We start from the raw sequence: 25,898 nt of genomic DNA on the forward strand, positions 1-25,898 counted from the left end.
AATGCTGCTACAGCTATCCGTTTTCTTCCCTGATCGTGTTGGGCAGCACCTTCGGTAGGGGGCGGAGCTCCCTTGCCTTGACAACATCAATAATACGTTTACACAAAATTCTTGACAGACCCAGAGCAAGCAGGCTTAAACAAAACATGGGCTTGTTCTTCTATGTTTATTTTAATGTTCTTTATTTTTATAATGAGTTATTACCATTTACAATTATCGTCAAGTTCTACTTTCTTTTCTCATCTCATAATCTATTAATATATTCAATCCATAATGAGAGAGATAAAGGAGGACTTTATGTTGAGTTTACGATCAGCTTTAGTTTTATTTGCATTCTTGTTTTCTTGTACTTTTACTTTTATTGTAACCAATGGATTAATGATGACAACAGACTCAAATCCTTCTTTAGAAGTAAAAATTCAACCACGAGAAGAAGCAATGAATATAAATGAAAGTATAATTGAAGGTGATAAACCTAATACATTAAATAATCAGGCACCTACACTGTTGAAAAAGGAGTCTATTCCCGCCATTCCCTCTGGTAATCCCCCGCAAATTATTATCTATCATTCTCATAATCGTGAGTCCTGGATACCTGAATTAGAAAACATAAAGGATCCCGATAAAGCTTTTGACAGTAAAATAAATGTTACATTATTGGGAAGTTATCTTCAAAACAAATTGGTATCAAGTAATATCCCTGTGTTCCATTCAAAAATTGACTATCCATCTCGTATTGCTAATTTCAATTATGCTAAATCTTATTCATATTCTAAAACAACAATTAATCAAGAGCTGAAAATGCACCAAAATGTGAAGTATCTCTTTGATTTACATCGAGATTCTCAAGAACGCGAAAAGACAACGATTACATACAAAAACCAGAATTATGCACAAGTTTATTTTGTGGTAGGAATCAATCATCCAAATTGGAAACAAAATATGAAATTCGCAAACCGTATTCAGGAAGGTTTAAATAAAATAGTTCCTAATTTATCAAAAGGAATATATCAAAAAGATAAAAATAGCGGAAATGGCGAGTACAATCAATCACTCTCTAGTAATAGTGCTTTAATAGAAATTGGCGGAGTTGAAAATAGTTTGGAAGAAAGCTATTTTACAATAGAAGTATTAGCAAAAGTCATTCAGGACATTTGGTTAGAAGATAACTCAGGTTTGGTAAAACCATCAAGTCCATCTATTTAACATTTCACATAACTAAAAGAGCTATTTCATGTTATGAAAAGGCTCTTTTAGTTTATTCGATGTCATTTAATAGATTCATAACTTTATATTATTACGAGGATTAAAAAAGCAGCATTTCAGCTGCCAGTCGTTATCCTATTATTTAATTAATTTATTCATTGTCGCCATCAATTCCGTTAAAACTTCCGTATCCCCTTCTTGCAGCCTTTCAATTACACAACTTTTTAGATGATGTTCAAGGAGGAGTTTTCCAACGCCATTCAAAGCTGATTGAACGGAAGCAATCTGATTCAAAACGTCATCGCAATAATTATCTTTTTCAATCATTCCTTTAATACCACGAATTTGACCCTCAATCCGATTAAGTCGTGAAATTAAATTATTTTTGTCCTTTTCCGAATGATGACTCCTTCTCCCCGACTCCTCAGTGGAGCAGCAAGGAGTAGCCTCATTAGAGTTTTGTTCTACAAGCTTCGTCTCTTCACTCATTTCCATCAGCCTCCCATCACTTATTATACTATACTACCATACCCTATATTCATTCACCAAAAAGACATTCAATACCCGGAATGGTTAATTGGTGGAATGCATTGTCTATCTCATCTGCAGAGCAAGGCATTCGTTGGTCTATCCTGATAAAACTTTACTGATTGCTCACGCGCCTGATTTAATGGCATTTGTGCCCTTTTCGGTTAAGGTCAACACCGTTTCCCAACGGTTAATCACGTTAATTTCACGTCTTGGTTCCTCCAAATAAACAATGGGCTAGGTTACGGATGAGTAACCTGGCCCATTTGTTTTGACACTTATACACGGTTAAAAACAAGCGCGTTCGATTACACAAAAAAACTGTCCACTAGGGACAGCCGGTACTACCTTCTAATGTTTATGATCATGACCATCATGATCATGTTTGCTTTCATTCTGGTCTTGCAAATCTTGTGATTGGGTAATTTCGTTTTCAGTTTCCGTATTTTTTTCTACCTTCGGCTCAGCTTCAACTACACTTTTATGATGTTCAGCGATTCCACCATCACTATGAGCATGACTGTGAGCGTGACCATCATTAAATACATTCAGTGCAATTCCGCTGTACAATATGATCCCAAGTAACCCTATCAAAACGAGTGGTTTCATCCAGCTTTTAAACATATGCCTCTCCTCTTCGATTATCGGCTTCTTAAATCCGCCAATGTTCCATTATTCTTCTGCAGCGCAGCCGTAAAAGATAAAGCAAATCCAATAGCAATTAGCACAATCGAATAATTAAAGTTAATATCGATATGGATGATTCCACCTGTAAAACAACCAACACCGAAAGATAACACGGTAAGTAGAATGAAATCTTGACCAAAACGGACTTTCTTCTTATTCACAAATTTTTCCTTAACCATAATTGCAAGTGGTGTTAGAAACGTTCCAACAACGATCAAAAAATAGTTACTGAACCAATCATTAGCACCATGTACAATGGAACCAGATACGAGACTCATACCTGTAAACGTCGCTAACCAAAGCACAAAATCAATCGTTGCAGAGGTAATTGATTTCTTACGATATAATAACGTCGTAGCAAATGCCATTATAAAACCACTAATAATCAAATATAGTGAAAATGCAAAATGCTCTTGAATATGGTTGATCCCGCCTGTAAAACATCCTGCACTTACAGAGACAGTTAATGAAATTATAAAATTGTGCCAAATGCTGCCTTCAATGGACTTTTGGTTTAAATAAACTTCGCGTAACACCGTACATATAGGAGTCATGATAATTCCAATAATCAAAAGAATATAGTTATAGATGGAATCATTTAAGACGTGTACAATTCCTCCAGCGATCAAACTGGTCCCACTAAATATGCCTAAATACAACAGATAATCTAATACCTTCTCCTTATAGTTTCTGGTGACGGCATAGTTATTATCTAATACTTTTGATGATATCGAGCTCATTTTGCCGTTTCCTCCATTGTCGGTTTATGTCGCAACTCTAAACATTATAGTTTATAATAAAAGCTTGTTCAAATAAAATTATAATAAGAATTTTTGAATTCTAACTTAATCTGTATTGGAGCAATTCCTTGTAAAATGTGCATTTTTCCATATACGGTCCCGTGATCGGCAAAAATCCCGACCGCTTAGAGGCGACCGGGGCTTCAAATTTGTTCAACTCTTTATGTGATGAAAACGTGCAGCGTCCAGCTTAATACGGTTTCCAACATCGTTTGCAAATTTCTGGCGCGGTGCAAATTCGGCTTGGATTTTAGCTTCGCGAATTCCTCTTTGATATGCCTGACATATTCGCCGCGCAGCCGCTCCAGCTGTTCGTCCGTGAGAGCGTACAAGAAGTGGCGGACGAAATCAAAGGAAAGATATCCTTCCATGCTCTGCAGGAAGGAATGCGGGGATTGCTGATACCACTCTTTGGCATAAGCCTTTAACGCATCCGCAATGCGATCGTCGCCGCCTGCCATAGCGTACAGCCGGTCGGCCGAGATGAGATTCCGGTATTGAACGGCGTTTCCTTCAGGGTAAGTATTCGGCAGGGCATAGAACTGCAGGAGCTTTTCCAAAATGCTGACATACCGCTCCGGATCTGCGCGCTTGGCATGAAACTGGCAGCTCACCGTAGCGTGCGCGATTTCCTTCAGCAGCTGAAGCGCTTCTGCAGCTTCCTTCTTGCTCGGCGTTCCTGCGAAGAACACTCCTTGGTTCCCCGCCCGAATGTCCGCCCGGTCAATCGCATCATGAAGCTCATCCTCGAACTGCTCCTTGCTGTAGGGCAACCACTGCTCGAAGTGATCCATCAGCTCCCCTCTTATGCCGAACTCTCTGCGGATGATGGAGCTGAGCCCAATGCCGCCGCTTCCGCTAACCTGCATAAATATTTCGTGCAGCAGCTTTTCGAGCGATTTGGCTTTTTTCACGGCATGGATGTCCGCATCGGGGACCGTGTATACGGCCTTGGCCTCCTTTTGCTCAAGCATGGCTGCGAACTGTATTATCTCTGACAGCAGTGCTTCACTCATCTTCACCTCTCCTTTCTTCCCTTATTATTCCACCGTTCGGTTATTTTAAGCTTCCGTTACATATCGGTTATTGACTGCGGGCAAATGTTCGAGGCGGCGATCCAAACGCTTGACTGTCAATTGAATAAATTGATAGCGGTCTGGAAAACTTATGTACCATCCCATTACGTCTAGAGGTGTGAGTTTCCATTGGAATGGTACGGCAAATTAAATGACTACTTCCCTGAGCATGAAATGAAAAATCCGCAGCAGCTGAAGGAACTAATCGAAGAACACGATTATTATCACAAAGAGGAAACCGATGATTACATTGTCCTCTATGCCGATTTTCCGACTTTTCTATTTATCGATTATTTACTTGTCACCTCTAACACCCGGGGGAAAGGCTTTGGAACAAAAATCCTCGATAAAATGAAGGAAAAAGGAAAAATGATTTTGCTCGAAGCCGAGCCGGTAATTCCGGATGACAGCGACAGCAAGAGGCGTCTTCAATTTTATGAGAGAAACGGCTTCAAAAAAGCCGATCTCATCCGTTATATTCGCAGGGATGAGCAGGATGAGCCCTATTCGATGCATATCCTTTATTGGTCGCCTGCCGGTATGCCGCAAGCCATTGTGAAGGAGAAAATGGAGCTTGCCTGCGACGAAATTCATAATTTTAGAGCGAAACGGCATTATGGACGTCCGCTGGTCGATCTCGATGAAGCGTTGGAATGGAAACAGTGATCTGCATAAACGAACGAATTAAAGCTCCTACGGCGTAAAAGGCCGATAGGAGCTTTTTGATTTACCAACGAAAGCCGGTTACTTCTTATAATAGCCCCGCTCTGTGAGTAGAACCTTCGTTTTTTTGTCAGCTTCCTGCAGCGCTTCCTCAGGCGTCTTTTCAAGAGCCAATGCTTTGGAAATCGCATCGGACACAAATTCGTGGATTCTTGGCCATTCCGGAAGATTGGGTTCCGTTTTTGCTTTCCCTATTGAAGCTACAATTGCAGGAAACTCCGGACGCGCCTTTATAACTTCAGCGTCCTCCAGCACGCTTTTGACTGCAGGGATCCCGCCTTTAAGCGCATATTTCTTGGCTCCGTCGCCGGTAACCCAATCAATAAACTGAAACGCAGCTTCCTTATTTACGGAGGCAGAGTTGATGGCAAGCGTCCAAGTATGCGTGAAGGATACTCCGCCTGGAACCTCTGCAATGGCATATTTATCCTATACTTTCGGGGACTTCTCTTTATCCGCAAGCTGCGGGTACGCCGCGTTCCAGTTGATGATCATGGCCGCTTTTTCATTTTGGAAAGCGGATAATACCTCGGGGAACTCATAGGTAGAAGCATCGGCAGGCATCACTTTATCTTTCCGGTAAGCGTCTACCAAAAAAGAAAGGGCCTGAACGCCTTCTTTACTGCTTAGAGTCGGGTTCATATTTGCATCAAAGAACTGGCCGCCCATTGACCAAAAGTACTGGTAGAAATCTTTTGGCTGCGTCTCGCCGTGTTTTCCTTGAAAGGCTATACCGAACTCCGTAGGCGAGTCAGGATTTTTACTTTTCGTAAACTGCGCTGCCAGTTTGTTGTATTCCTCCCATGTGGTTGGAGGCTTAGGAATGAGATCTTTCCTGTAGATTAAAAACATTGTGCTTACATCGAATGGAAGCGCAAAGCTCTTATCCTGGTATTTTACGGATTCTGCAGAAGCAGGCAGAAACCGGTTCATATCAGAACCGCTTTGTTCGATATACTTGTCTAAAGGCTCCAACTGGCCGCCAGCGCCGAATTGCCCCATATAGTTGTTCAACATTAAGACGACATCCATTCCTTTGTCCTGTCCGAGCAGCTGAGTGGAAACTTTTTGCAAATAGCCGTCGCGTCCAACCTCTTGGACGTTGACCTTTATGCCTGTCTCTTTCTGGAAATCCGGGGCGATCGCGCTGAGCGCATTATAATAGATACCTGCGCGGGCCATTACAGTGATAGACTTGGTCTCCGCTTTCCCCTGCTTGTTTGTTTTTTCACCGGTGTTTGCATTTCCCCCTGTTGAAGGTGCGCAGCCTGCAGTAAATACCGTAAAGACCGAAGCAATCACAATCCAGTTTTTCCATTTTCTCATACCTTCATGACCTCCTGCATTCTTTTTGTGTTTTATGTTATTTGACCGCTCCCATAGCTAGGCCTGAGACAATATGTCTCTGTACGAGGAGGGTGAAAATAAACATCGGAATCATCAGCATCGTCCCGGTTGCTGTGACCGGCCCCCATAGAATGGCTTCCTGCGTAACGAAATTAGCCGCCATTACAGGGAGAGTTCTAGATGTAACGCCCGTTAAGCTCAAGGCGAACATAAACTCATTCCATGAGTTCATGGCCGCGAAAATAGCGGAAACAGCAAGCCCGGGCTTTGCCAGCGGCAAGATGATCCTCCACATCGCTCCGAAGCGTGAAGTACCATCGATTAAAGCAGCTTCCTCCAGACTCCCGGGGAGCTCCCGTAAAAATCCCCACATTAGCCAAGTAACAAACGGCAGATTAAAAGCAATGTAAGCGAGCGTCAGAGAATAGAGCGAGTCTGTCGCACCTATGCTGCGGAACATGATGAAAAACGGAACCACTAACACGATAGGCGGAAACATTTTCGTGAAAAACACCGCAAAGCTTACCCATTTTTGGCCTTTCATTTTGAATCTGGCCAAGCTGTACCCGGTGAGTGTACCGACCATTAAAGATAATGCGGTGGAGAGAACCGTTACGATAAGCGAGTTAAGAAGATAGAAGAAGAAAGGCTGTGAGTTGAACACATGCTCATAATTTTCAAAGGTAGGCTTGAAAAACCATACCGGCGGGATTTGAAAAGCCTGAGTCGGCGTTTTGATAGAAGTGAAAAAGACCCATAATATAGGGAATAAGAAGAGCAGCAAAGCAACATAAACGAAAACGTGAGTACCTATTTTTTTGCCAAACATCCGAATCCCCCCTATTTCTCTGAATATAATGCGCGGATTGCGAACCAACAAAGAAATCCGACAATGATTGTTAATACCAAAGCCAGCGCAGCGGAATAACCAAAATCGAATTCAACAAAAGCTTTCCGGTGCAGCATCATCGATACGGTTTCCGTAGATGTCCCGGGTCCCCCGCCCGTTAGTACAAAAATTTGGTCAAACACCTTTAGGGCGCCTGCGATCCGCATGACAAGTGCAACAATAATAACCGATTTCATTAGAGGCAGGGTTATATACCAAAGTGTTTGCCAGCGGGAAGCGCCGTCCATTTCCGCAGCTTCATATGGATCTTGTGGCAGCGCTTTCAATCCAGCTAAAAGAACAATAAACATAAAGGGTGTCCACTGCCAGACGTCGACCATAATTGTGGTAGGAAGCGCTAATTGGCTCGTAGTCAGCAGTGAAATTTTATCTAGCCCTAATAACGTTAGAAAGTAGTTGAAAATACCGAAATTGTAGTCCAAAATGAATTTCCAGATCAAACCGACAACGACAGGCGTAACCATCATCGGGAAAACAAACAATGTCGTAATCATTCCGTGACCCTTACGAATGCCTTTAACGGCCATTGCCAGAGAAAAGCCAATTATAAATTGTAAGCCCACTCCTCCTCCAACAAATAGCGCCGTTAAGTAAATAGAATGATAAAACCCAGGGTCCTTAAACACATTCAAAATGTTTCTAAATGCTACGAACGGGGGATCCTGCATGGTGAGAAAAGTATAATCATATAGACTTAAATACACGTTATTTAATAACGGATACAGAAACACTAACAGCATCAGAAGTAGAGAAGGAATTAATAAAATAAACTGAATGCGTTCATCAACCCATACAAGCAAACCTTTCTTCTTTTGCAGCCGATCCGTTTTTGCAATGAATGGTGTATCCAATGCGTACTCCTCCTTATGGCGAATGATTTATAATCAGGTTGCGGAACCGGTTAACGGAACCGGTTTCATAAAGCGTCTAAAGAATCTCGCCGTTAAAGGCGAGGTCATTGTCTTTAGGTTCCAGCTTTTGAAGGCGTTGATCCTCTAACATTTAACGTTCCCGGAAGCGCAATAAGAACGCCTGGCGACTGATCGCCTATAATCCTCGCGAGAACACGCTCCATAGCATTGACGCCGATACTATAGGTGGGCTGGGCTATCGTCGTTATTCCCGGTCCGATTACGGGAGCCCAATCCAAATCATCGTAGCAGGCAACTCCTATATCATCCGGAATGCGAATTTGCTTGAGCTGAAAAATATTTAGTATTTTAAGCATCATGACTCCGTTAGCGGCAAACAGCATTCTGAACTGCCCCTCCGAGCTTGCCAAAAATTCATCTATCTTTTGCTCCAGCTGTCCTTCTGCCCGGATATCCGCCTCATAAATGTCGGACGTGCTGGGGTGGTTCGCCGCTTCCAGCATTTTTTGAAACGTGCCCGCACGTTCGGAACGGGAACTGACCATTCCGATCGGCTGCGTGAAAAAGGCGATTCTATCGTAGCCTTGCTCCAAAAAAAATTCGATCGCTTTCGTGGTAGCTTGGACATTATCTGTAACGACAGTATCGAAATTAAGCTCTGGAGCTTTGCGGTCAACAAGCACGATCGGAATTTTTTCTTCAGCAAGCTCATGCAGATATTCATTGTTCTGTCCGGTAGAATTGATGATCAGGCCGTCAATCCGATGCGCCTGCAGCATCATGATATACTCTTTTTCTTTCTCAGGATCATTGTCCGTATTGCATACCATAAGGGAATAGCCGTTTTTGGTACAAACATCTTCAACACCGCGCAAAATGGAGGTTGAGAATGGGTTTGTAATATCCGCAACGATCATGCCGATTGTGAAGCTTTTATCTCTTTTCAGCCCTCTGGCCATACGGTTGGGCCTATATTTAAGCGCTGCAATCGTTTCTTCGATTCTTTTACGGGTTTGTTCGGATAAGGAGTCGAACTGTCCGCTCAAATACCGCGATATTGTCGTTTTGGATACGCCCGCCCCGCGGGCAACATCATCTATGGTTGAACGGTGGAATGGTTTTGATGACTTATTATTTACATCTTCCATCAATAGATCATCCTGTCTCTCTGAATTGCAATCGGTTTCGGAAATCGGTTACTGAAACCGTTTACCGGAACCGGTTACATTAACTATTTTATTCCACTATGCTGTGAGAAGTCAAGCTGCTTTCCCATTTCATTCCATATTAGAATGACGCTGAAAGGCAGAGCTGTTATCTTCGAGTTGTAAGGAAGCATATTGCAAACAGACCGCATCAAACAAAATATGAGCGCATTGGTCGAATAATGAACCAAGCGGTTGGATACTCGCGCTCTCGTTAGCCCTGCGGTATTTGGTTGCAGCAGGAACGTGGACGATCCAATCGGCAAGAGCTCCCAGCGCTGAGGAAGGGTCCGTTGTCATGGCAATGACGGTACAGCCCAGCTCTTTCGCCTTATTAGCCACCCATACCGTTTGTTTGCTGGTACCGGAGCCTGAGACGGCAATGAGCACATCTTCTTGGGCGATTGAAGGCGTAATCGTCTCCCCCACCACGTAAACCTCCGCTCCTAAATGCATAAGCCGCATGGCAAAGGATTTGCCCATCAGTCCCGACCGGCCTTCTCCGGCTACAAAAATCCGTTTTCCTGAAAGTACGGCTGCGATCTGCTCCCATCCGCCTACTTCCGGTCGATCCAGAACGCCCGACATTTCCTGTAAAATCGATTGAATCTTATTCATGTATATTTACCTCCTTTTGAATTTAGCAAAAGCTTTTGCAGCCAGCACCGGGTTCTCCGACTTTGTAATCGCGGAGCCGATGATGATGGCGTAAGGCTCATACGGGATCAGCTCTCGAATCGAGTCTTCGGTAATTCCACCGGCAAACGCAAGCTTACAGCTTTTATTGAGGGCAAGACAATCCGGAACTTGACCGCCGCTCCCGCTGAGCGCGCCCCCTTGTAATTCCTGCTGATCCTTGCTGACATGAAGACAAAAGACCGCTTCAGAATAGGCGGCAAGCTGCTTTACTTGCGCCTCCGATGTATGAAGCAGATCGATCATCACTTTTTTTCCGCGTTTTTCCGCAACGTTTATACATGCTTCTACCGTAACCTGAGGCGCCGCCCCCATAACGGTTACTATATCCGCTCCAGCCGAATAGCACATTTCAAACTCGTATACGGCGTTATCGAAGGTTTTGGCATCCGCTACGATCAAATGATCCGGGTAAGCCTGCTTCAACGCTTTTACGCTGTCCATGCCGAATTCCTTAATTAACGATGTTCCGACTTCCAGCCAATCGATATAGGCGGCGACGGGGGCGGCAGCCTGAACGGCTTGTTTAATCGTTAAGCGGTCTAGTGCCAGTTGAATATTCATGCTTGTAGTCTTCCTTCCTTTTGGGGTTAGGCGAGAGCCGGGATTCTTTCACAAGCCATGTCAGAACAACAGAAATGAGCAGCGAAGCTCCCATGAACACATAGGATGCAGACGGGCTTCCGGTTGAGCTGTTTAAATAACCTACGGCATACGCTCCTACAAAGGAGCCTAACGCTCCCATACTATTTACGAGTGCCATAGCCGCTCCAGCGACATTGCGCGGTACACTTTCGGCAACGAATGCGAAGAAAACACCGTATGGCGCATACATAGCTGCACCGGCTATAACCAGCATGGTGAAAGAAAGCCAAAAGTTTGAAGAGCCGATGATAAAGGACAAACAAAACGAAATAGCGCCGGTTAATAGAGACGACCAAATAAATATTTTTCTTCGCTGGCTGCGGTCGGCAAAATAAGAGATTAAGATCATAAATAAAATAGCGAATATATAAGGAACGGAGGACAGCCATCCTGAAGCTACAATTCCTTTATTGGAAGCCGCTTTAATGATAGAAGGCAGCCATAATACAAAGCCGTACACGCCGATACTCCAGAAAAAATATTGCAAAGCCAGAGCAATTACCTTAGGTGATGTTAAAGCGGACCGGTAGTTTTTCGCCGGCTTAATATTCGACTGTTCTTTTTGCAGTTCTTCTTCGAGCGCGATCTTCTCCTGCTCGGATAACCACTTGGCGTCTTTTGGGCGGCTCTGTACCAGCTTGATCCAGAAGAATGCCCAGATGACGGCCGGCAAGCCTTCAATAATGAACATCCAGCGCCAATCCAAAGCTTTTACGATATAGCCGGAAATGATGGACATCCATAGTACCGTTACCGGATTCCCTAGAATCAGGAACGTATTCGCTCTTGAACGTTCTTTTTTGGTGAACCAGTGGCTTAATAGAACGAGCATGGCGGGCATGACGACGCTTTCGACTACGCCGAGCATAAATCGAATCGCATACAACCATTTAATATCCGTGACCAAGCCCGTAGCCGTCGCACAAAGACCCCAAAGAATTAAGCACCAGAAAATGAGATTTTTTGCGCTTTTCTTCTCGGCATAATGCGCGCCTGGAATTTGAAAGAAGAAATATCCGAGAAAAAATAATGCTCCCAGCAGAGAGGCAGACGATGATGTAATGCCTAAATCATCCGCCATTCCCGAAGCTACCCCAAAGCTGTAATTCGCGCGGTCTAAGTAAGCCAAGCTATACGTAATAAATACGATTGGAATAAGTCTCCACCATCTGGCCGGAGCTATGGAACCCTTGGTCAGCATACTTCTTCTCTCCTTTGTTTACGGACAAAGTCCGCCAGTTTTTCCCTGCTTGGGAGCCCATCCGAGTCCCCCGGCGACATGACTGCCAGCGCGCCAATCGCATTCGCTCTTGTAATCGCTTCCGTAAGAGTCAAACCATCTAACATGCCGCTTATAAAGCCTACTGCAAATCCATCGCCCGCCCCTACAGTGTCGACTACCTTTTCAACTGCAAAGCCAGGTATGACCGCTTCCTGGCCGGCAGTCCGGCAATAAGCACCTTCTTCTCCCAGCTTAATGATCACTGCCTGTACGCCTTTATCCAAATAATAGGCCGCAATGTCCTGTGGGGTCTGATAGCCGGTAAGAATGATTCCTTCAGCAAAACCGGGCAGCACCCAGTCAGCTTCAGCCGCCAACCGGTTGATTTCGCAAATCATCGTTTGCTTGCTGTCCCACAGCTGTGGCCGCAGATTTGGATCAAACGAGATGGTCCGGTTGGCCTTCTTCATGACCGAGACCGCTTTCTCCGTATAGCCGCGCATACTCTCAGACAGGGCAGGCGGAATACCTGTTACATGCAGATGGCCCGCGGATAAAAAATGCTCTTCGGGAAACTGTTCGATTCCCATATAGCTTGCTGCAGAGTTTTTGCGGTAATACTGCACCTGCGGGTCGCCGGCCAGCACTTTGGATTTGATTTGAAAACCGGTAGGATAACGGGAATCGGTATGAATATGTGAAGCATCTACCCCTTCTTTATGGAGAGCTTCTTTTATATATTGGCCAAACGCATCTTCTCCTACCTGACTTACCCAGCTAACCTGGTAATTCAGCCTGGAAAGTCCGATTGCCACGTTCGTTTCCGCACCCGCCAGGCTGCGCGTGAAATGCTCCACCTGATGAAGCGGCGCCGCCTCATCAGCCATAAACATGGCCATCGCTTCGCCAAAAGTAATCACATCATATTTCCTCATATCGGTCAGCTCCTTTTTATACTAACGATTCAGCTTCACTTCTCTATGCATGTGTTAAAAGCTGAATATATTTCGCCGTTGTACCCGTAATATCGCTTCCGTTAAGAGGAAATTCTATCGCTCTCGGGATATCTGGGGGAAAGACGGAGAGCAGCTTGCGCCAGGCCGCGTTCAAAGCGGTCGGTAAAGGCAAAGTCTGGTTGATTCCCGATTGCTGTTCGACATGCTTGCAATGGATATAAACGACATATGGTTTCATCTGCTCGGCAGCCTCAAACGTATTCGTATCCGTCCATGCCCAGTTCCCGATATCAAAGGTCATTTTGACTGGTATATCGTTCACTTTGCAGCGGGCAAGAAACTCTCGTAATCTTTCTATGCGGCCTCCGCAAAAGGTTTGGTCGTTTTCTACCGTAAATTGAATGCCGCTGTCATGGAAGTTATATTCCCCGAGTATGCGCTTCAGCAATTGCAAGTCCGAGTGGTCCGGCCTATAGTTTCCAAGCGGCATTTTTATAATCGAGGTACCGATTAATACCCCCTCCTGGATGGTGGCCCTTATCCCCTCCAAGTTCAACTTGCCGTCTTCTTTCCAGATCTGTTCAGGCGCCGAATATACAGCCGTTAGCCGATACTTATGGATAACAGCTTTGAGCTCCTCCAAAGGAAACGGTTCATTCGCAAACAATTCGCGCCTGATCTCAATGCCATTGCCACCGGCATCAGCCACGATCGGTACAAAATAAAGCTGGCCGCGCTCCATCACTTGATCAGCTCCGAATGCGGAGGTGGTTACAATAACAGCTGCCATTCGTTTACTCTCCTTTTAATCCAGATATAGGTGTAACGGTTTCAGAAACCGGTTTACGGAACCGGTTCCATTAAGGGTTAAAAGAAACTCGCCAAGAAGGCGAGGTAGCTGGCTGCATGTTTAGAAAGTGGAACTTCTACACATTTAACTTGAAAATTACTTTTTTTGTAATGAAATCGGTTACTGGAATCGGTTACATCAACTATCATATTCATTTTTATTCCGAATGTCAACAGCTTAAATGCTCAGGCCCGTACTTCCTGCCTCATCACCTCGAATTGCTTGAGCTGCAGTAGAATAGTCAACGCAAACAAGCGCCGGTTCACAGCCGGCACTTGTTTTTGAGTTTCGCATTGCTGCCGCTTCCCTTGCTCACTTACGGTTCCTCCTCCTTGCCAGACAGCCGGATGACCAATTGATCGTACAAATCTTCGTCGACAAACGAAGAAACCGGCCAAAACTCCGCATCCGGAACGACAAGCTTTGCCCGTGCAAGCATATGCTTGTTGACTACGACAAGTTCTGTGTCTAGCGGAATTTCTTCAATCGAGGCATTTTCAATCGTAAATTCCTTCTTCCAATCTACTGTTCTTTTTCTAAGCATGGCAGCAGCCATCGCACTTGAGCCCATACCCGCATCGCATGCGAATATAATGCTGTGAATCCCGCCTATTTTGCTGTTTTGTACGATGATTACATCATTGTCCTTGTCGTTTTCGTTTCGATTTTCATATCTCCGTTTTCTGGAAAGGATAAGAAGCGCTGATGAAAAGGTGACAATCGCTGATGCGGCAAACCCCGTCAGCACCGGCAGCTGCATGCTCATCGGTGTCATGATGAACATTAGAATTATGCTCCCGGGAGAAGGCGCCGCAACTAAGCCGGCATGAAGCAGCACAAAAATAAGATTCCCCGTTAATCCCCCCAGCACTAATGCAATAATGACGAAAGGATTCATAAGGGCGTAGGGGAAATACACCTCATGAATCCCGCCAAGGGCATGAATAATCGTTGACGATTTAACGTTTCCTATTTTTTTATTCTGACGTCTCCTAATGAAATAATAGGCCAAGAGCAAACCAAGCCCCGGTCCAGGGTTGGTTTCCATCAGAAAGAAAATAGAGCTTCCGCTTTCCTTGGCATGCAAAATGCCAAGCGGCTCCAATACGCCATGATTGATCGCATTGTTGAAAAACAACACTTTCCCGGGCTCAATAATAATCGCAAGCAAGGGCAGCAAATTAGACTCCACTAAATATTGTATTCCGGATATGAGCACATTCATCATCCGAATAAAGAGCGTATCGAAATACTGTAAAAACAAAAAAGAAAATAAACAGCCAACGATGCCTGCCGCCGCATTATAAAACAGCAATTCAAACCCAACGGGAATACGCCCTTCTAACAGCAAGTCTACTTTTTTTATGCAAAAACCGATTAAAGGCCCGATAATCAAGGCTGGAAGAATTAATGAAAAGCCCTTTAATTCACCAACTGCCGTAGCAATGGTTACGAAAGCGGCTGTAACGCCCCCCCGCTGCCCCCCGATCAATTTCCCGCCGGTATAGGCAAACAAAGTCGGAACCAAATAATATAAGGCGGGATTGACGGTTTGGTAAAGATGATGATTTGGAAACCACCCCATCGGACTGAACAAAATTCTGATTAGCCCGAGCGACATAAGCGCGGTAATATTTTGAAACACCACTGTGCTTAAATGCCTTCCAACGCGTTCTAATGTCCTCATGTCTTCCCCCGTAAAGCATTGTCTATTTTTTTTAAATAGCCCTTCCCTACAACGGTTTTGATTTGTTCCACGATATCGTCTTCCATCCCCTTAGTGAGCGCATGAACAAAGCTGTCTTCCACCAGAGCCGCACTAATCTCGCTTATCATTTCGATATGCTCCTTGGGCGATTGCTTTGGCGCAAGCAGTACTAAGACCGTGCTTACCTGGGCAGCCTTCTCCTGATGCATCCAACGTACCGGCCTATCGCATTTCACGACACAAACACACAATTTTTGCAGCGCTTCGCTTCGGCAATGCAGCATAGCAAGGCCGGCATTTTTCATAATCCATGCGCCCAGCTTCTCTCTTTCGATAAGATCCCGTTTCAAAATTTTAGGATCTTTTTCGAGAACAAATTCAGGCAGCGCAGAAGAAATATAGTCAATCACTGCTTCCTTCTTTTTCGCTTTGTTCAATGGTTTAATATAAACATAGTTTTGCAATTGAAATAAAGCATCGCCGTAATGCTTAAGCTTCAGCATGATCCCTTCTAAATTAACCTCTTGCTTCTTCAGAAGAGCCGGGTCCTTCTCAGCTACTTGATTTAAGCGTTCTTCTATGCGGATGAATTCATCTGACGATAACAACGGATTTACAACGACGACATCATAGTCTTTATGTTGAAATGGTACGGTAGAAATAATCAGATCAATATCATTTTGCTTCTGCAGCAGATCATCAATTTGAAGTAACGAAACGGTATCTGCGATTTCGACTTGCGGCAGCTCTTTTTCCAGCTGCGCCGCCAATAACCTCGAAGTTCCCATTCCGCTCGCGCATACAAGCAAAATTCGTTTCCGGTTATTTTTCGAACCGGCTTTGCGCAATACGACTGCTCCAAAATGCATGGCTAAATATCCCGTTTCTTCTTCCGGCACCGGCTTGTCCAATTGCTTCGCCAAAAAGTCAGCCGCTTTGGAAGACGCTTGAAAAATCGCAGGGTATTTTTGTTTAACATGATGAAGTAAAGGGTTTCGAATGTCCATATTGTATTGAATTCTGTTTATGGCCGATTCTAAATGGACGATAAGATGCTCGATTAATGAACTGTCGTTGCCTAAATCGATTTTCAATTCCTGCTCGACAATGCTGACCATATTTTGAACGAGATGTTCAACCCGGCTCGGGTAATCCGCAGAGGCGGCATTCAGCCTGGTTGCTTTCGCTCCCAGCAAATGCGTACAAATATAACCGATTTCATTCTCAGGAATGGTAATCGAAAGCTGCGCGCTTAACTCTTCGGCGATATGTGCTGCCCAAGCAAATTCATTCGTTTCTTTTAATTTCTCCAAGGTTGGCTGGTTGATCGATATCCCTTCATCGTTTTGCAGACGATGAATGGCGAGCGCAATATGAATAATCAGACCAACGTACGCGGTATCCGTCATCTTATAGCCATACTGATGCTCCGTTAGTTGAATAATTTTATCAATTTTCTCAATAATCGTCGTATCGATGAAGTTTAACATTTTATTGCGGACGGTCATTTCCAGCTTCACTTTATCCTGAAACGTATCCGTTTGTGCGGAGAGGATGTCCAGCAGTTGATCCTGACTGCAATTTTGATAAATGAGGTTCAAAATCGCCCGCCTTGTCTGCTGCTCCTGTCCTTCTACGTAAATGCCTAAGCCCGGCTTTCTGACCAATTTCAAATGATGCTTTAAAAACCACGATTCGCACCGGTTTAAATCATTGCTGATCGTTGCATCGGTCACATTGAGTAAATTACTGAAATAAAATAGTTTCTGCGGTTCGTTATTAGAAAGCAGCTGCTGCAGGAGTATAAACTGGCGTTCTTCAGGCGTGAAGATTTGAACGGGCTTGCTGGACTGAATGACTTGCCGAAGCCTTTGCTTGGAATCCTCCGTACCCTCCAGCCATAGACCGGTTCCCGCTCTTTTGGCCAACAATAAGCCGTTATTATGGATCGTCTCTTCCAATGCTTCTATTTCCCGTTGAACGGTTCGTATGCTCAATTCCAATTTTTCGGAAATCGTTTTAAGCGTTAGCGTTTGGGGAGATTCCAGCAGCAGCAATAGAATATGTTCTTGTCTCGAATTCAGTCTCAGCTTAGTCATCCCCCTGCATTTACTATTTATATTATAAAATACAAGGGTTTCATTGTCGCGCTTTGAAATTTGCCCGGTTGGTGCCTGAAAGCCGGGATGCTGTCATGAAACAGATCCCGGCCCCGTACACGCTTTAAAGTTGAATTTGAACCTTCATGAGACCTGAATCTCTTGGACCCGCCAAAAAGGCAGGCATTTCTTCAAGCGATATCACTTTCGATACGATAGGAGTGAGATCAAGCCTTTTTCCTTTGATCCAGTTGAACGCGGGCAGGAAGGTTTGATTGATCGCCATGGATCCTAAAATCGTCCAATCCTTATGGTATAACGTAAACGGATTAATACGGATAGACGCATCCTCCGGAGTAACGCCAAATTGCAAATATTTTGCTGTCGGTCCCATAAACGTCAATGCCTTCTCAATGACGGCCGGGATTCCGGTAGCATCGATTACAATATCGAATCCATTCGGATTTTGTTTGGCAAACGTATCGAGCTGGTCGAATAAAATGCCCTCGGTCGCGCCAAATTTCAAGGCCATGTCTAGTTTAGCTTCCGATAAGTCTACAACCGCCAGCTGGGAAGCTCCCGTTCTAACGACAGATTGAATCAACAACTGCCCCATCGCCCCCGCTCCAAATAGGAGAATCCGGTTGCCCGCTTGTATTTGAAGACGGTTAAGGGCATGCACGATACACGCCATCGGTTCAATGAACGCCGCTTCCTCAAAGCTCATCGTATCCGGAATTTTAACCACGTTTCTAGCCGTAACCGCCACATACTCCGCCATGGATCCATTAACTGTATTCCCAAGCGCGTTCCAGTTCACACATTGGTTGCTGCGATGCGTCAGGCAATATTCGCAATTGCCGCAGAAAAGGGACGGATCGGCCGTAACCCGGTCTCCGGCTTGAAAGCCGGTCACGCCTTCCCCGATTTCATGGACGATGCCCGAAAATTCATGCCCCGGAATAATCGGATAAGGAGAAATGAATTCCCCTTTATATATGTGGATATCCGTTCCGCATATCCCTACCCGCTCTACCCGGATTACGACTTCCCCCGGACCTGCAATAGGCGCCTCGACCTCTTTGATTACGGCCTTATTTGGTTCTTCAATAACGAGTGCTCTCATGTTAATAATCCCCATTCGCAAAAGAATAATTAGTTTGTTTGAATTTACCCCTTAACGGCTCCCATCGTAAGGCCTTGTACTAATTGCTTTTGGGTAAACCATCCCAGAATGATCGACGGCAGTACGGCGGTTGTCGCCACTGCGGACATCTTCCCCCAAAACAACCCTTCCTGCGTCATAAAGGAAGCCATAAACACAGGCATCGTCGAGGAATCGGTATAGGTCAGATTGACGCCAAACAGAAACTCGTTCCAAGCAAATACAAAACAGAGCAGTCCGGTAGAAATGACTCCCGGCTTTACCAAGGGAAGCGTCACTTTAAAGAAACCCTGCAGCCCTGTTGCGCCGTCAACTTGCGTGGATTCAATGATTTCGTAAGGAATGTCATTAAAGAACGAACGCATCATCCAGACGGCGAGCGGGATATTCATCGCGGTATAAAGAATGATAAGGGCTAAGTGCGAATCCAATAACCCGAGTTTTTTGAAGATGATGTAGACAGGGATAATAACGCCTACAGCAGGAAGCATTTTCGTTGAAATGAACCAGAACAAAACGTCATCCGCCTTCTTCATACGGAACATGGATAAGGCATAGGCGGCGGATACGCCCAAAATTAAAGCTAGCAGTGTGGATATCACGACAATGAATGCGGAATTGCCTAAAAACACACCAATTCCCGAGCCCCAAACGATTTTATAGTTTTCCAGCGTCGGGCTGAAAAAAATGGAGGGCGGCATGATGACGGCTTCGCCTTCATTTTTAAAACCGGTAATAAACATCCACAGCAAGGGAAAAAAATAGATAAAAGCTGCCAGATACGTACATGTCGTCAATAGGCCCGCAAGCAGCTTCTTCATGATAACTCACCTCGGAACGTTCTCCTCAAAAACTTGAAGAGATACTTTAATAATAGCAATGTAATAATAACGATAACGACACCAATGGCCGAAGCGCCGCCGATATCCCAACCTTTAAAGCCTACACGATATACATAGAACGGAAGATTTGTGGATGAATAGCCGGGTCCGCCCGAAGTTGTTACATAAATCTCTCCAAATGTTTGCATAATAAACAAAAGTCCTAGCAGCATCGCAACTTCGATATAACGCAGCAAGTGCGGAAGGACGACATATATAAACCTTTGAAAGATAGAAGCGCCATCAATCATTCCCGCTTCCATCGCATCCTTGGGCACAGATTGAAGTCCTGCAAGGATGATCAGCATAAAAAACGGGATCCACTGCCAAGAAACCAAAGCGATTATTGTTTGCAGCGGATAAGAGCCTAACCAATCCACTGCATCCTGTCCCATTAATCCCGCAAAATAAGCGGTTATGCCGAAATTAGGATTCAAAATCGCCGTTTTCCATACGATGCCCGCGACGGCAGGCATGACGAAAAAGGGAGCAACAAATATAGTCCGCAGCAATCCTTTTCCCAGAAAATCCCGATTCATCAATAAAGCTAACCCCAGGCCGCATACCAGGCACAACATAAGCGTACAAGCGGTAAGAACGAACGTATTACCTAGAACGGTATAAAATTCAGCCCCCGTAAAGATCGCTTTGAAATTAGCAAACCAGACAAATTTCGCTCCCTTATCCGGCCGCATAAGATTCCAGTCCAAAAAGCTGTAATAAATAGTCATAATAAACGGGATTTGCGTAACGAGCGCAACAAGAATAATACTCGGCCAGAGCAACCTTTTGATCGGCGACGCTGATGCCTTGCGGCTTGACGTCTGAAATTTTGAAGCAGAATTTAATTCAATCGATTTCATTAGGTTCTCCATTCCACCGGTGAATGGGGGAGGGACAAGCCCCCCGCCATTAGTCCGATTACTTTTTATATCCTCCGGAGATTGCAATTTCTTCCGCTAATTTTTGCGAATTTTCCAAAGCTTCATCCACTGTTTTTTTGCCGGCGATGGCCGTAGCGATATCTTGTCCTACGGAAGTGCCGAGCTGTTGATATTCCGGAATCGCGATATATTGGATCCCTTGATAAGGAACCGGATTTACCGTCGGCTTCGTGTAGTCGGCTTTTTCCATCGATTGCAAAACAAGTTCTGCAAAAGGAGCCGCTTCTTTGTATTTCGGATTATCATAAGTCGATTTGCGGGTTCCCGGAGGCGTTACACCCCATCCCTTCGACTCCCCTACTTGCTCGATATAGTGTTTGCTTGTTGCCCACGTAAGAAACTTGAACGCTTCTTCTTTGTGCTTGCTGGCGCTTTCGATTCCAAGCGACCAAGCCCACAGCCAGCCGTTATTGTCCTTCGCACCGGAAGGCGCAAACGCATATCCGATTTTACCCGCTACTTTGGAGGATTCCGGATTGTTCAGAAATCCTGCAGCAACCGTTGAGTCGTACCACATAGCCGCCTTACCAGTCGACAGAAGGGTTAGCGCCTCTGTGAAGCCCGTGCTGAATGCGCCCGGCTGGCCGGCTTCTTTCAACAGATCCACATAAAACTGAACGGCTTTCTTCGTCTCCGGGCTTGTCAGCTGCGCATTCCAGTTCATGTCGTACCAAGATCCGCCGAAGGCGTTAATGACGGTATTGAGCGGCGCCATCACTTCACCCCAACCGGGAAGTCCCCTGAGAACAATGCCCGGTACGTTGTTTGCTGCTTTTACTTTGATAGCAATATCACGCACTTGGTCCCATGTCGGGTGCAGCGGCATCTCGACGCCGGCTTTTTGAAGCATATCTTTGTTGTAATAAATCATGCTGCTTTCCCCGTAAAAAGGAACCGCATACATTTTATCTTGATAAGAGAGCGCGTTACGGATCGAAGGGAAAATATCTTCAAGATCGTACTCGCTTTTCTCTTGGTCGGACATCTTATCCATCATAGGCGTCAGAGGTTCAATCCATTCATTTTTTGCCCAAATTGGAGCATCGTAGGTGCCGATGGTCACGATGTCGAACATACCTGCTTTCATGGCTACATCCGTCGTTACTTTTTCACGAAGATCATTTTCAGGAAGAACGACGAATTCCAATTTAATACCGGTTTCTTCTGTGAATTCACTGGACATTTCCTTCATAATGGTCATATCCGGATTATTTACAGTTGCAATGGTTAATGTTACATTTTGTTCAGCTTTACCATTGTCGACTTGATTGCCGGCTTTTGGAGCTTCCGAACCGCACCCGCTTAAAACCAATACGAACAGTAAAGAAAGAACAGCCAGCAGAGAAACAAACTTTTTCATTTAAACCCTCCTCATTTTTTTATATGTCTAAATTGTTCGACAGATTTAGTTTAATTTCTACACCGTCATTATGCTATCTTTACATACATAAGTTTGGCGCCTTGTCCTTCAAGCCATTTTTTAAGATCTGCCATTATGCAGTGTAAATAGGGGCTATCTCAGAAGCCAAATGGCTGCCATCATATGACGCCTAAGCAAAAAGGCCAACCAGTTGGTTGACCTAATAATACAAAATAAGTTGAATTTATATCGTGATCTCCTACTGCGGATTCCAGACTACTTCCCACAAATGACCATCTGGGTCTTGAAAGTGGCCAGAGTATCCACCCCAAAAAGCATCGTGCGCTGGGTCTGTTATAACAGCACCAGCCTTTTTTGCCTGTTCCATTACCTCATCGACCTCTTCTTTACTGCCTACATTGTGACCAATAGTAAATTCGGTAGGACTTGATGCGGTCTGAAGAATCTTTGCCTCATAGGCGATATCTTTGCGATTCCAAATTGCAAGCTTTAAGCCTGCTTGTAAGTCGAAAAAGGCAACGGCGCCATGCTCAAATTCTTTGCCGACTATGCCTTGTGTCGGTAGTCCAAGTCCGTCACGATAGAATTCCAACGATCTTTCCAAATCATCTACACCCAAAGTAATTACTGTAATTCGTGGTTTCATATAATGCCCCCTTATATAATTTGCTTGTTCCATTTCCACAAGAAATCATGCGATTTCCTATAAAGACATCAATTGATACGGGCTCCAAAGCATAACCCTGTACTTTAAGCGATCTATCTGTTCCTTTACATCGGCAGGCAAGTAATGATAAAACTTATGAAGGGCGGACTCGGTCCCTTACCCTATCCCGATGTTATTTATTTCATTTTATCATAAAATAAGACATAAACTGTCACGTTTAAGTGGTATCATCAACTCGAAAGCAATCCAAGCCAATGATGGGGGAAGCAATATGCAAGAGCATACGCATGAAAAGATAGGCTTCGTATTTCTTAATGGAGCAGGATTGGAAAGCCGGATTTGGAGTAAAGTTGTGGAAGGGTTTGATCATCCTTATTTACTTGTCGAGTCTCCTCACAGGAAAGGTTCTTTTGAATTGAGGAAAGAACTTTCTTTGGCGGATTATGTTACTCATATGAAAAGACAGGTAGATGAGTGGGGGTCTCGGAAGTTCGTTATCGTGGCGCATTCACTTGGGGGTATTTTTGCTCTACGACTTGCATCCGAACTGGCTGATCGATTGGCAGGCTTTGTCGCTGTAGGGGCAGCAATTCCGAAGAATGGCGGTTCATTTTTATCCATTCTGCCATTTCCTAAGAGGATTCTTCTGTCTGTTATCATGCGAAAAATGGGTACCAATCCCACTGAGTCCGTAATCCGCGCGGGATTATGCAACGACCTCACACCGGATCAAGCAGCGGAGATCGTACGAGGATTCATTCCCGAAGCCGTACGAGTATATACAGACAGGATCGATGAATCCGTTCCGATGGTACCGAAGTTATACGTTAAGCTAACCAATGATAAGGAGTTCAATCCATCCTTACAAAATAAAATGATCTCAAATTTCCCCCCCCAATTAGTCAGAGGCTTGGACACCGGACATTTACCGATGCTTAGCGATCCCGATGGGTTGAGGTCTATATTGGAAGAGTTCTTTGCAAATGCGGAAGGACTGAACCAACCTTCCTGATTTGATGGGAGATAAATGCCATTACTTATGAATCTGTTCTCCCTATCAGCATTAAATGATGCTGCCGTTCCATGTCGACAGCATCATCCTGATAATTATGCTATAGTTTCCCGTAATTATTCATTTTATTAGTTCTGTTCAATCTTATTTCGTTTCCGTCACGAGCTTTAAGGTGCGAATCGTCTCCAGAAAACGCGGTACAGCCGTTGCGGCGTCGTCCTTTCCGTATCGGAAGCGGATTCCGTATCGGGTCCCCTCATGCTCGAAGGCAAAAAAATCGGTTAAAATGGCGGGATTATCGCCGCCTTCCGGCTGTGAGCCAATGTATTCCGCAAACGGTACAAGCGCTTCGTACGTTTTCTTCAGATCGGCTTCTTTAACGGCGAATTGGCTGAATGGGCCAATCGTTATCAGATTTCGAGTATCGTATTCGAATTCAACGCCATCCTCCATATCGTAACGCTCCAGCACGGACGGCACGTAGAGACCGAATGGCTCAAAAGGGGCCAAGCTTTCAAACCTGGCGGTGACTTCCTTTCCATCTATCGTCATTTTGATTTCGCTTATGCCGTCATGCACGGGAATATCGACGAAGAGTGATTCGCTACCCGCCGTGTCGTCAGCGGGTTGTTCAGCCAAAGGGCTTTTGGCGGCCCCGTCGTTTGCAGGCTCCATTCCGTTATTTCCAATTTGTCCATCCTTATTTTGCTGACCTGTATCCTGATTCGCGGTTTGATTTTGTCCAATATTATCAGTGGCTTCTCCGGAATTGCCCTTCGAGCAGCCGACGGTGGCAGTAATGACGGCGGCGGCAGCGAGAATAAGTATCAGGTTGGATATCATCATATCCTCTCCTCTCGAGCTTACAGACGAAGTGCAAATGGAAAATGTTACTCTAACGAGAAAATAGAGTCCTAGACTGCTGCTGTGTTATTAAACTCCCTCGGGTACCGAGGGAGTTTAATAACATAAAACAATAATAATTTGGAATTTAACTATTCATATTTAAGTCCGCGTGTCTTGTAATATGAATCAACATTAAACTTGTCCCATTCCCAAAAAGCCGCTCTTTGGCTTTGTATGCAACGTTCAAGCCATATTTCAAAGTTCATTCCAATATCATGTGCTTCATCGGCTGGTGAACATGAATCCCTGTAAAGTAAGTAGTCCTTTCTGTCTTCAATCACACGGTCCATATCAATGACTAAATCTTGACCGTAATGATAGCCAACTATTAACCAATTTTCAGGGAAGTCTCTATTGTTTAAAATATCTATTATAGTTTCAATATTAAACAACTCAAATTCTCCACCATAATATGGGTCAAAGAATAGCTTAGCCCCATCGTGCATCAGCAAAAACCTACGGTAGTCAATTGGTAAAACTAAATCATATTGTTCTATAAAATTTTCTAATTCTTGATCTGTTAATGGATTATTAAATCGGCATGTTACTTTTGATGTGGTTCCGTTTCCTAAATAAATTTCAATAGCATTGTCATTTCGTTCCAACCGTTCTTTTAGTGAATCTAATGCTAATTTAAGGACAGTCTTACTTGCCACAACAGCACCCTCTTTTGATAAATTTATTTATCTCCTATATACCGATACATTACCATGTTGTCGCTGCGTTTTCCTCCAGTTAACGGGGAAAGGCAGCACTTAAAACTGGCTGCCTTCTCGATTAAGCTCTTGTACCCGTTAGTTGAATTATAAAAAGCGTTATAATACACCGGCTAGTACACTAGCCCCATATAACAAAAGTAGAGCTCCCAAGTAAAATAAAGCTGTTAAACCTGTAAAAGGATCTGTAAAAAAATCTAAAACCACCATCCATCCTTTCTTAACAGAACCAGCTTTCTTAATATAACGGGCGTAAATTAATATCGAAAAGAGCATACAAATAATTCCGAAAATTAAGGATAAGGTACCCATTAGTATTCACATCCATTAGGCAATTTTAACTTAGTATATCCATGTACTTAAATAAACGTTGTAATAGTTCCTTTCTGATCGGTGAATAATTAACTGGAATCCACTTGAAAGGAGCAATGAAATGACTCAAATCAACAGTGCCAACGATTCACAACGTGCCGCGACGCCATCAAACGACCCTAAGAAACAGGGGAAATCCGCAGATAAGAAAAAGTCGAAGTAATACTGTTGTCCAAAGAAAATAAAGTTATAGACTGACAAACAAAAACCCAGTCAAAACACAAAAATTGGTATTATCCCCTTTAAGTAGACACTCTAAAAAAACCTCATGTTATCATGAAGGAAAGAGTGAACTTGGAGGGGATATTTTTTATGGCAAAACAA

At 44.3% G+C, this 25,898-nt stretch carries 26 protein-coding genes and 1 pseudogene; 3 read left to right on the forward strand and 24 right to left on the reverse strand.

The annotated features are described in order from the left end of the window. Positions 1-297 precede the first annotated feature (297 nt). Positions 298-1,206 carry a stage II sporulation protein P gene (locus tag ASG81_RS22390; RefSeq protein ID WP_056639465.1) on the forward strand — a complete coding sequence of 303 codons (909 nt, stop codon included), beginning with the start codon at positions 298-300 and terminating at the stop codon, positions 1,204-1,206. A gap of 138 nt (positions 1,207-1,344) precedes the next feature. On the opposite strand, the gene ASG81_RS22395 is transcribed toward ASG81_RS22390, so the two are convergent. The 4 genes from ASG81_RS22395 to ASG81_RS22410 all read right to left on the reverse strand — a co-directional run bounded on the left by ASG81_RS22395 (position 1,345) and on the right by ASG81_RS22410 (position 4,237). Next, positions 1,345-1,695: a metal-sensitive transcriptional regulator gene (locus ASG81_RS22395; RefSeq protein WP_056639466.1), complete on the reverse strand. Its 351-nt coding sequence runs from the start codon at positions 1,693-1,695 to the stop codon at positions 1,345-1,347. Between the two features lie 390 nt (positions 1,696-2,085). Then, the gene (locus tag ASG81_RS22400) at positions 2,086-2,358 is read right to left on the reverse strand and encodes a hypothetical protein (RefSeq protein WP_056639468.1); all 273 of its coding nucleotides are present in this window, start codon (positions 2,356-2,358) and stop codon (positions 2,086-2,088) included. A gap of 17 nt (positions 2,359-2,375) precedes the next feature. Next, a complete protein-coding gene (locus tag ASG81_RS22405; protein ID WP_056639470.1) occupies positions 2,376-3,161 on the reverse strand; it encodes a hypothetical protein in 786 nt (261 codons plus the stop codon). A 221-nt stretch (positions 3,162-3,382) separates the two neighbouring features. After that, a complete protein-coding gene (locus tag ASG81_RS22410; protein WP_056639472.1) occupies positions 3,383-4,237 on the reverse strand; it encodes a hypothetical protein in 855 nt (284 codons plus the stop codon). A 189-nt stretch (positions 4,238-4,426) separates the two neighbouring features. Here ASG81_RS22410 and ASG81_RS22415 point away from each other — a divergent pair, with 189 nt between their 5' ends. Next, a complete protein-coding gene (locus ASG81_RS22415; protein WP_056639474.1) occupies positions 4,427-4,963 on the forward strand; it encodes a GNAT family N-acetyltransferase in 537 nt (178 codons plus the stop codon). Positions 4,964-5,041: 78 nt separating this feature from the next. Here the strand turns inward: ASG81_RS22415 and ASG81_RS33030 are convergent, their stop codons facing one another. The 17 genes and pseudogenes from ASG81_RS33030 to ASG81_RS22505 form a co-directional block, all read right to left on the reverse strand. Continuing rightward, positions 5,042-5,275, reverse strand: a complete 234-nt coding sequence (locus ASG81_RS33030) for a hypothetical protein (protein ID WP_056639476.1) — start codon at positions 5,273-5,275, stop codon at positions 5,042-5,044. Between the two features lie 48 nt (positions 5,276-5,323). Beyond that, positions 5,324-6,346, reverse strand: a pseudogene (locus tag ASG81_RS22425) (ABC transporter substrate-binding protein); the annotation flags it as partial. A 37-nt stretch (positions 6,347-6,383) separates the two neighbouring features. Beyond that, positions 6,384-7,196, reverse strand: coding sequence for a carbohydrate ABC transporter permease (locus tag ASG81_RS22430; RefSeq protein WP_056639480.1), 813 nt, complete (start codon positions 7,194-7,196; stop codon positions 6,384-6,386). Positions 7,197-7,207: 11 nt separating this feature from the next. Continuing rightward, on the reverse strand, positions 7,208-8,128 hold the full coding sequence (locus ASG81_RS22435) for a carbohydrate ABC transporter permease (RefSeq protein WP_056639482.1): 921 nt from the start codon (positions 8,126-8,128) through the stop codon (positions 7,208-7,210). Between the two features lie 113 nt (positions 8,129-8,241). Beyond that, positions 8,242-9,297, reverse strand: a complete 1,056-nt coding sequence (locus ASG81_RS22440) for a LacI family DNA-binding transcriptional regulator (protein WP_056639483.1) — start codon at positions 9,295-9,297, stop codon at positions 8,242-8,244. 129 nt (positions 9,298-9,426) lie between these two features. Next, a complete protein-coding gene (gene hxlB, locus ASG81_RS22445; protein WP_056639485.1) occupies positions 9,427-9,972 on the reverse strand; it encodes a 6-phospho-3-hexuloisomerase in 546 nt (181 codons plus the stop codon). Between the two features lie 6 nt (positions 9,973-9,978). Then, positions 9,979-10,614, reverse strand: a complete 636-nt coding sequence (gene hxlA / locus ASG81_RS22450) for a 3-hexulose-6-phosphate synthase (protein ID WP_056639487.1) — start codon at positions 10,612-10,614, stop codon at positions 9,979-9,981. Beyond that, positions 10,577-11,896, reverse strand: coding sequence for an MFS transporter (locus ASG81_RS22455; RefSeq protein ID WP_056639489.1), 1,320 nt, complete (start codon positions 11,894-11,896; stop codon positions 10,577-10,579). Before ASG81_RS22455 ends, hxlA begins: the two co-directional genes overlap by 38 nt. Continuing rightward, positions 11,890-12,852 (reverse strand): sugar kinase, encoded by a 963-nt coding sequence (locus ASG81_RS22460; RefSeq protein WP_056639490.1) that lies wholly within the window; start codon positions 12,850-12,852, stop codon positions 11,890-11,892. Before ASG81_RS22460 ends, ASG81_RS22455 begins: the two co-directional genes overlap by 7 nt. Before the next feature lie 43 nt (positions 12,853-12,895). Further along, positions 12,896-13,663, reverse strand: a complete 768-nt coding sequence (locus ASG81_RS22465) for a sugar phosphate isomerase/epimerase family protein (protein ID WP_056639491.1) — start codon at positions 13,661-13,663, stop codon at positions 12,896-12,898. Positions 13,664-14,039: 376 nt separating this feature from the next. Continuing rightward, on the reverse strand, positions 14,040-15,410 hold the full coding sequence (locus ASG81_RS22475; RefSeq protein WP_056639497.1) for a PTS transporter subunit EIIC: 1,371 nt from the start codon (positions 15,408-15,410) through the stop codon (positions 14,040-14,042). Then, positions 15,407-17,530: a BglG family transcription antiterminator gene (locus ASG81_RS22480; RefSeq protein ID WP_056639499.1), complete on the reverse strand. Its 2,124-nt coding sequence runs from the start codon at positions 17,528-17,530 to the stop codon at positions 15,407-15,409. Before ASG81_RS22480 ends, ASG81_RS22475 begins: the two co-directional genes overlap by 4 nt. A gap of 124 nt (positions 17,531-17,654) precedes the next feature. Further along, on the reverse strand, positions 17,655-18,656 hold the full coding sequence (locus tag ASG81_RS22485; protein WP_056639503.1) for a zinc-dependent alcohol dehydrogenase family protein: 1,002 nt from the start codon (positions 18,654-18,656) through the stop codon (positions 17,655-17,657). Between the two features lie 44 nt (positions 18,657-18,700). Then, on the reverse strand, positions 18,701-19,516 hold the full coding sequence (locus ASG81_RS22490) for a carbohydrate ABC transporter permease (protein ID WP_056639505.1): 816 nt from the start codon (positions 19,514-19,516) through the stop codon (positions 18,701-18,703). Continuing rightward, a complete protein-coding gene (locus tag ASG81_RS22495; RefSeq protein ID WP_056639507.1) occupies positions 19,513-20,439 on the reverse strand; it encodes a carbohydrate ABC transporter permease in 927 nt (308 codons plus the stop codon). Before ASG81_RS22495 ends, ASG81_RS22490 begins: the two co-directional genes overlap by 4 nt. A gap of 58 nt (positions 20,440-20,497) precedes the next feature. Beyond that, positions 20,498-21,880, reverse strand: coding sequence for an ABC transporter substrate-binding protein (locus ASG81_RS22500; RefSeq protein ID WP_056639509.1), 1,383 nt, complete (start codon positions 21,878-21,880; stop codon positions 20,498-20,500). A 259-nt stretch (positions 21,881-22,139) separates the two neighbouring features. After that, positions 22,140-22,547, reverse strand: a complete 408-nt coding sequence (locus ASG81_RS22505; RefSeq protein ID WP_056639510.1) for a VOC family protein — start codon at positions 22,545-22,547, stop codon at positions 22,140-22,142. A gap of 292 nt (positions 22,548-22,839) precedes the next feature. Between ASG81_RS22505 and ASG81_RS22510 the strand changes: the two genes are divergently transcribed. After that, the gene (locus ASG81_RS22510) at positions 22,840-23,580 is read left to right on the forward strand and encodes an alpha/beta fold hydrolase (protein WP_056639511.1); all 741 of its coding nucleotides are present in this window, start codon (positions 22,840-22,842) and stop codon (positions 23,578-23,580) included. 144 nt (positions 23,581-23,724) lie between these two features. Here ASG81_RS22510 and ASG81_RS22515 read toward each other — a convergent pair whose 3' ends face one another. The 3 genes from ASG81_RS22515 to ASG81_RS22525 form a co-directional block, all read right to left on the reverse strand. Then, positions 23,725-24,426, reverse strand: a complete 702-nt coding sequence (locus tag ASG81_RS22515) for a hypothetical protein (RefSeq protein WP_155971796.1) — start codon at positions 24,424-24,426, stop codon at positions 23,725-23,727. A gap of 149 nt (positions 24,427-24,575) precedes the next feature. Further along, the gene (locus ASG81_RS22520) at positions 24,576-25,142 is read right to left on the reverse strand and encodes an SMI1/KNR4 family protein (protein ID WP_056639515.1); all 567 of its coding nucleotides are present in this window, start codon (positions 25,140-25,142) and stop codon (positions 24,576-24,578) included. A 159-nt stretch (positions 25,143-25,301) separates the two neighbouring features. Further along, complete coding sequence (locus ASG81_RS22525; RefSeq protein ID WP_056639517.1) at positions 25,302-25,514, reverse strand: hypothetical protein; 213 nt, start codon at positions 25,512-25,514, stop codon at positions 25,302-25,304. Positions 25,515-25,898 lie beyond the last annotated feature (384 nt).

It is taken from the genome of Paenibacillus sp. Soil522 (assembly GCF_001428245.1).
Classification (GTDB): Bacteria; Bacillota; Bacilli; order Paenibacillales; family Paenibacillaceae; genus Pristimantibacillus.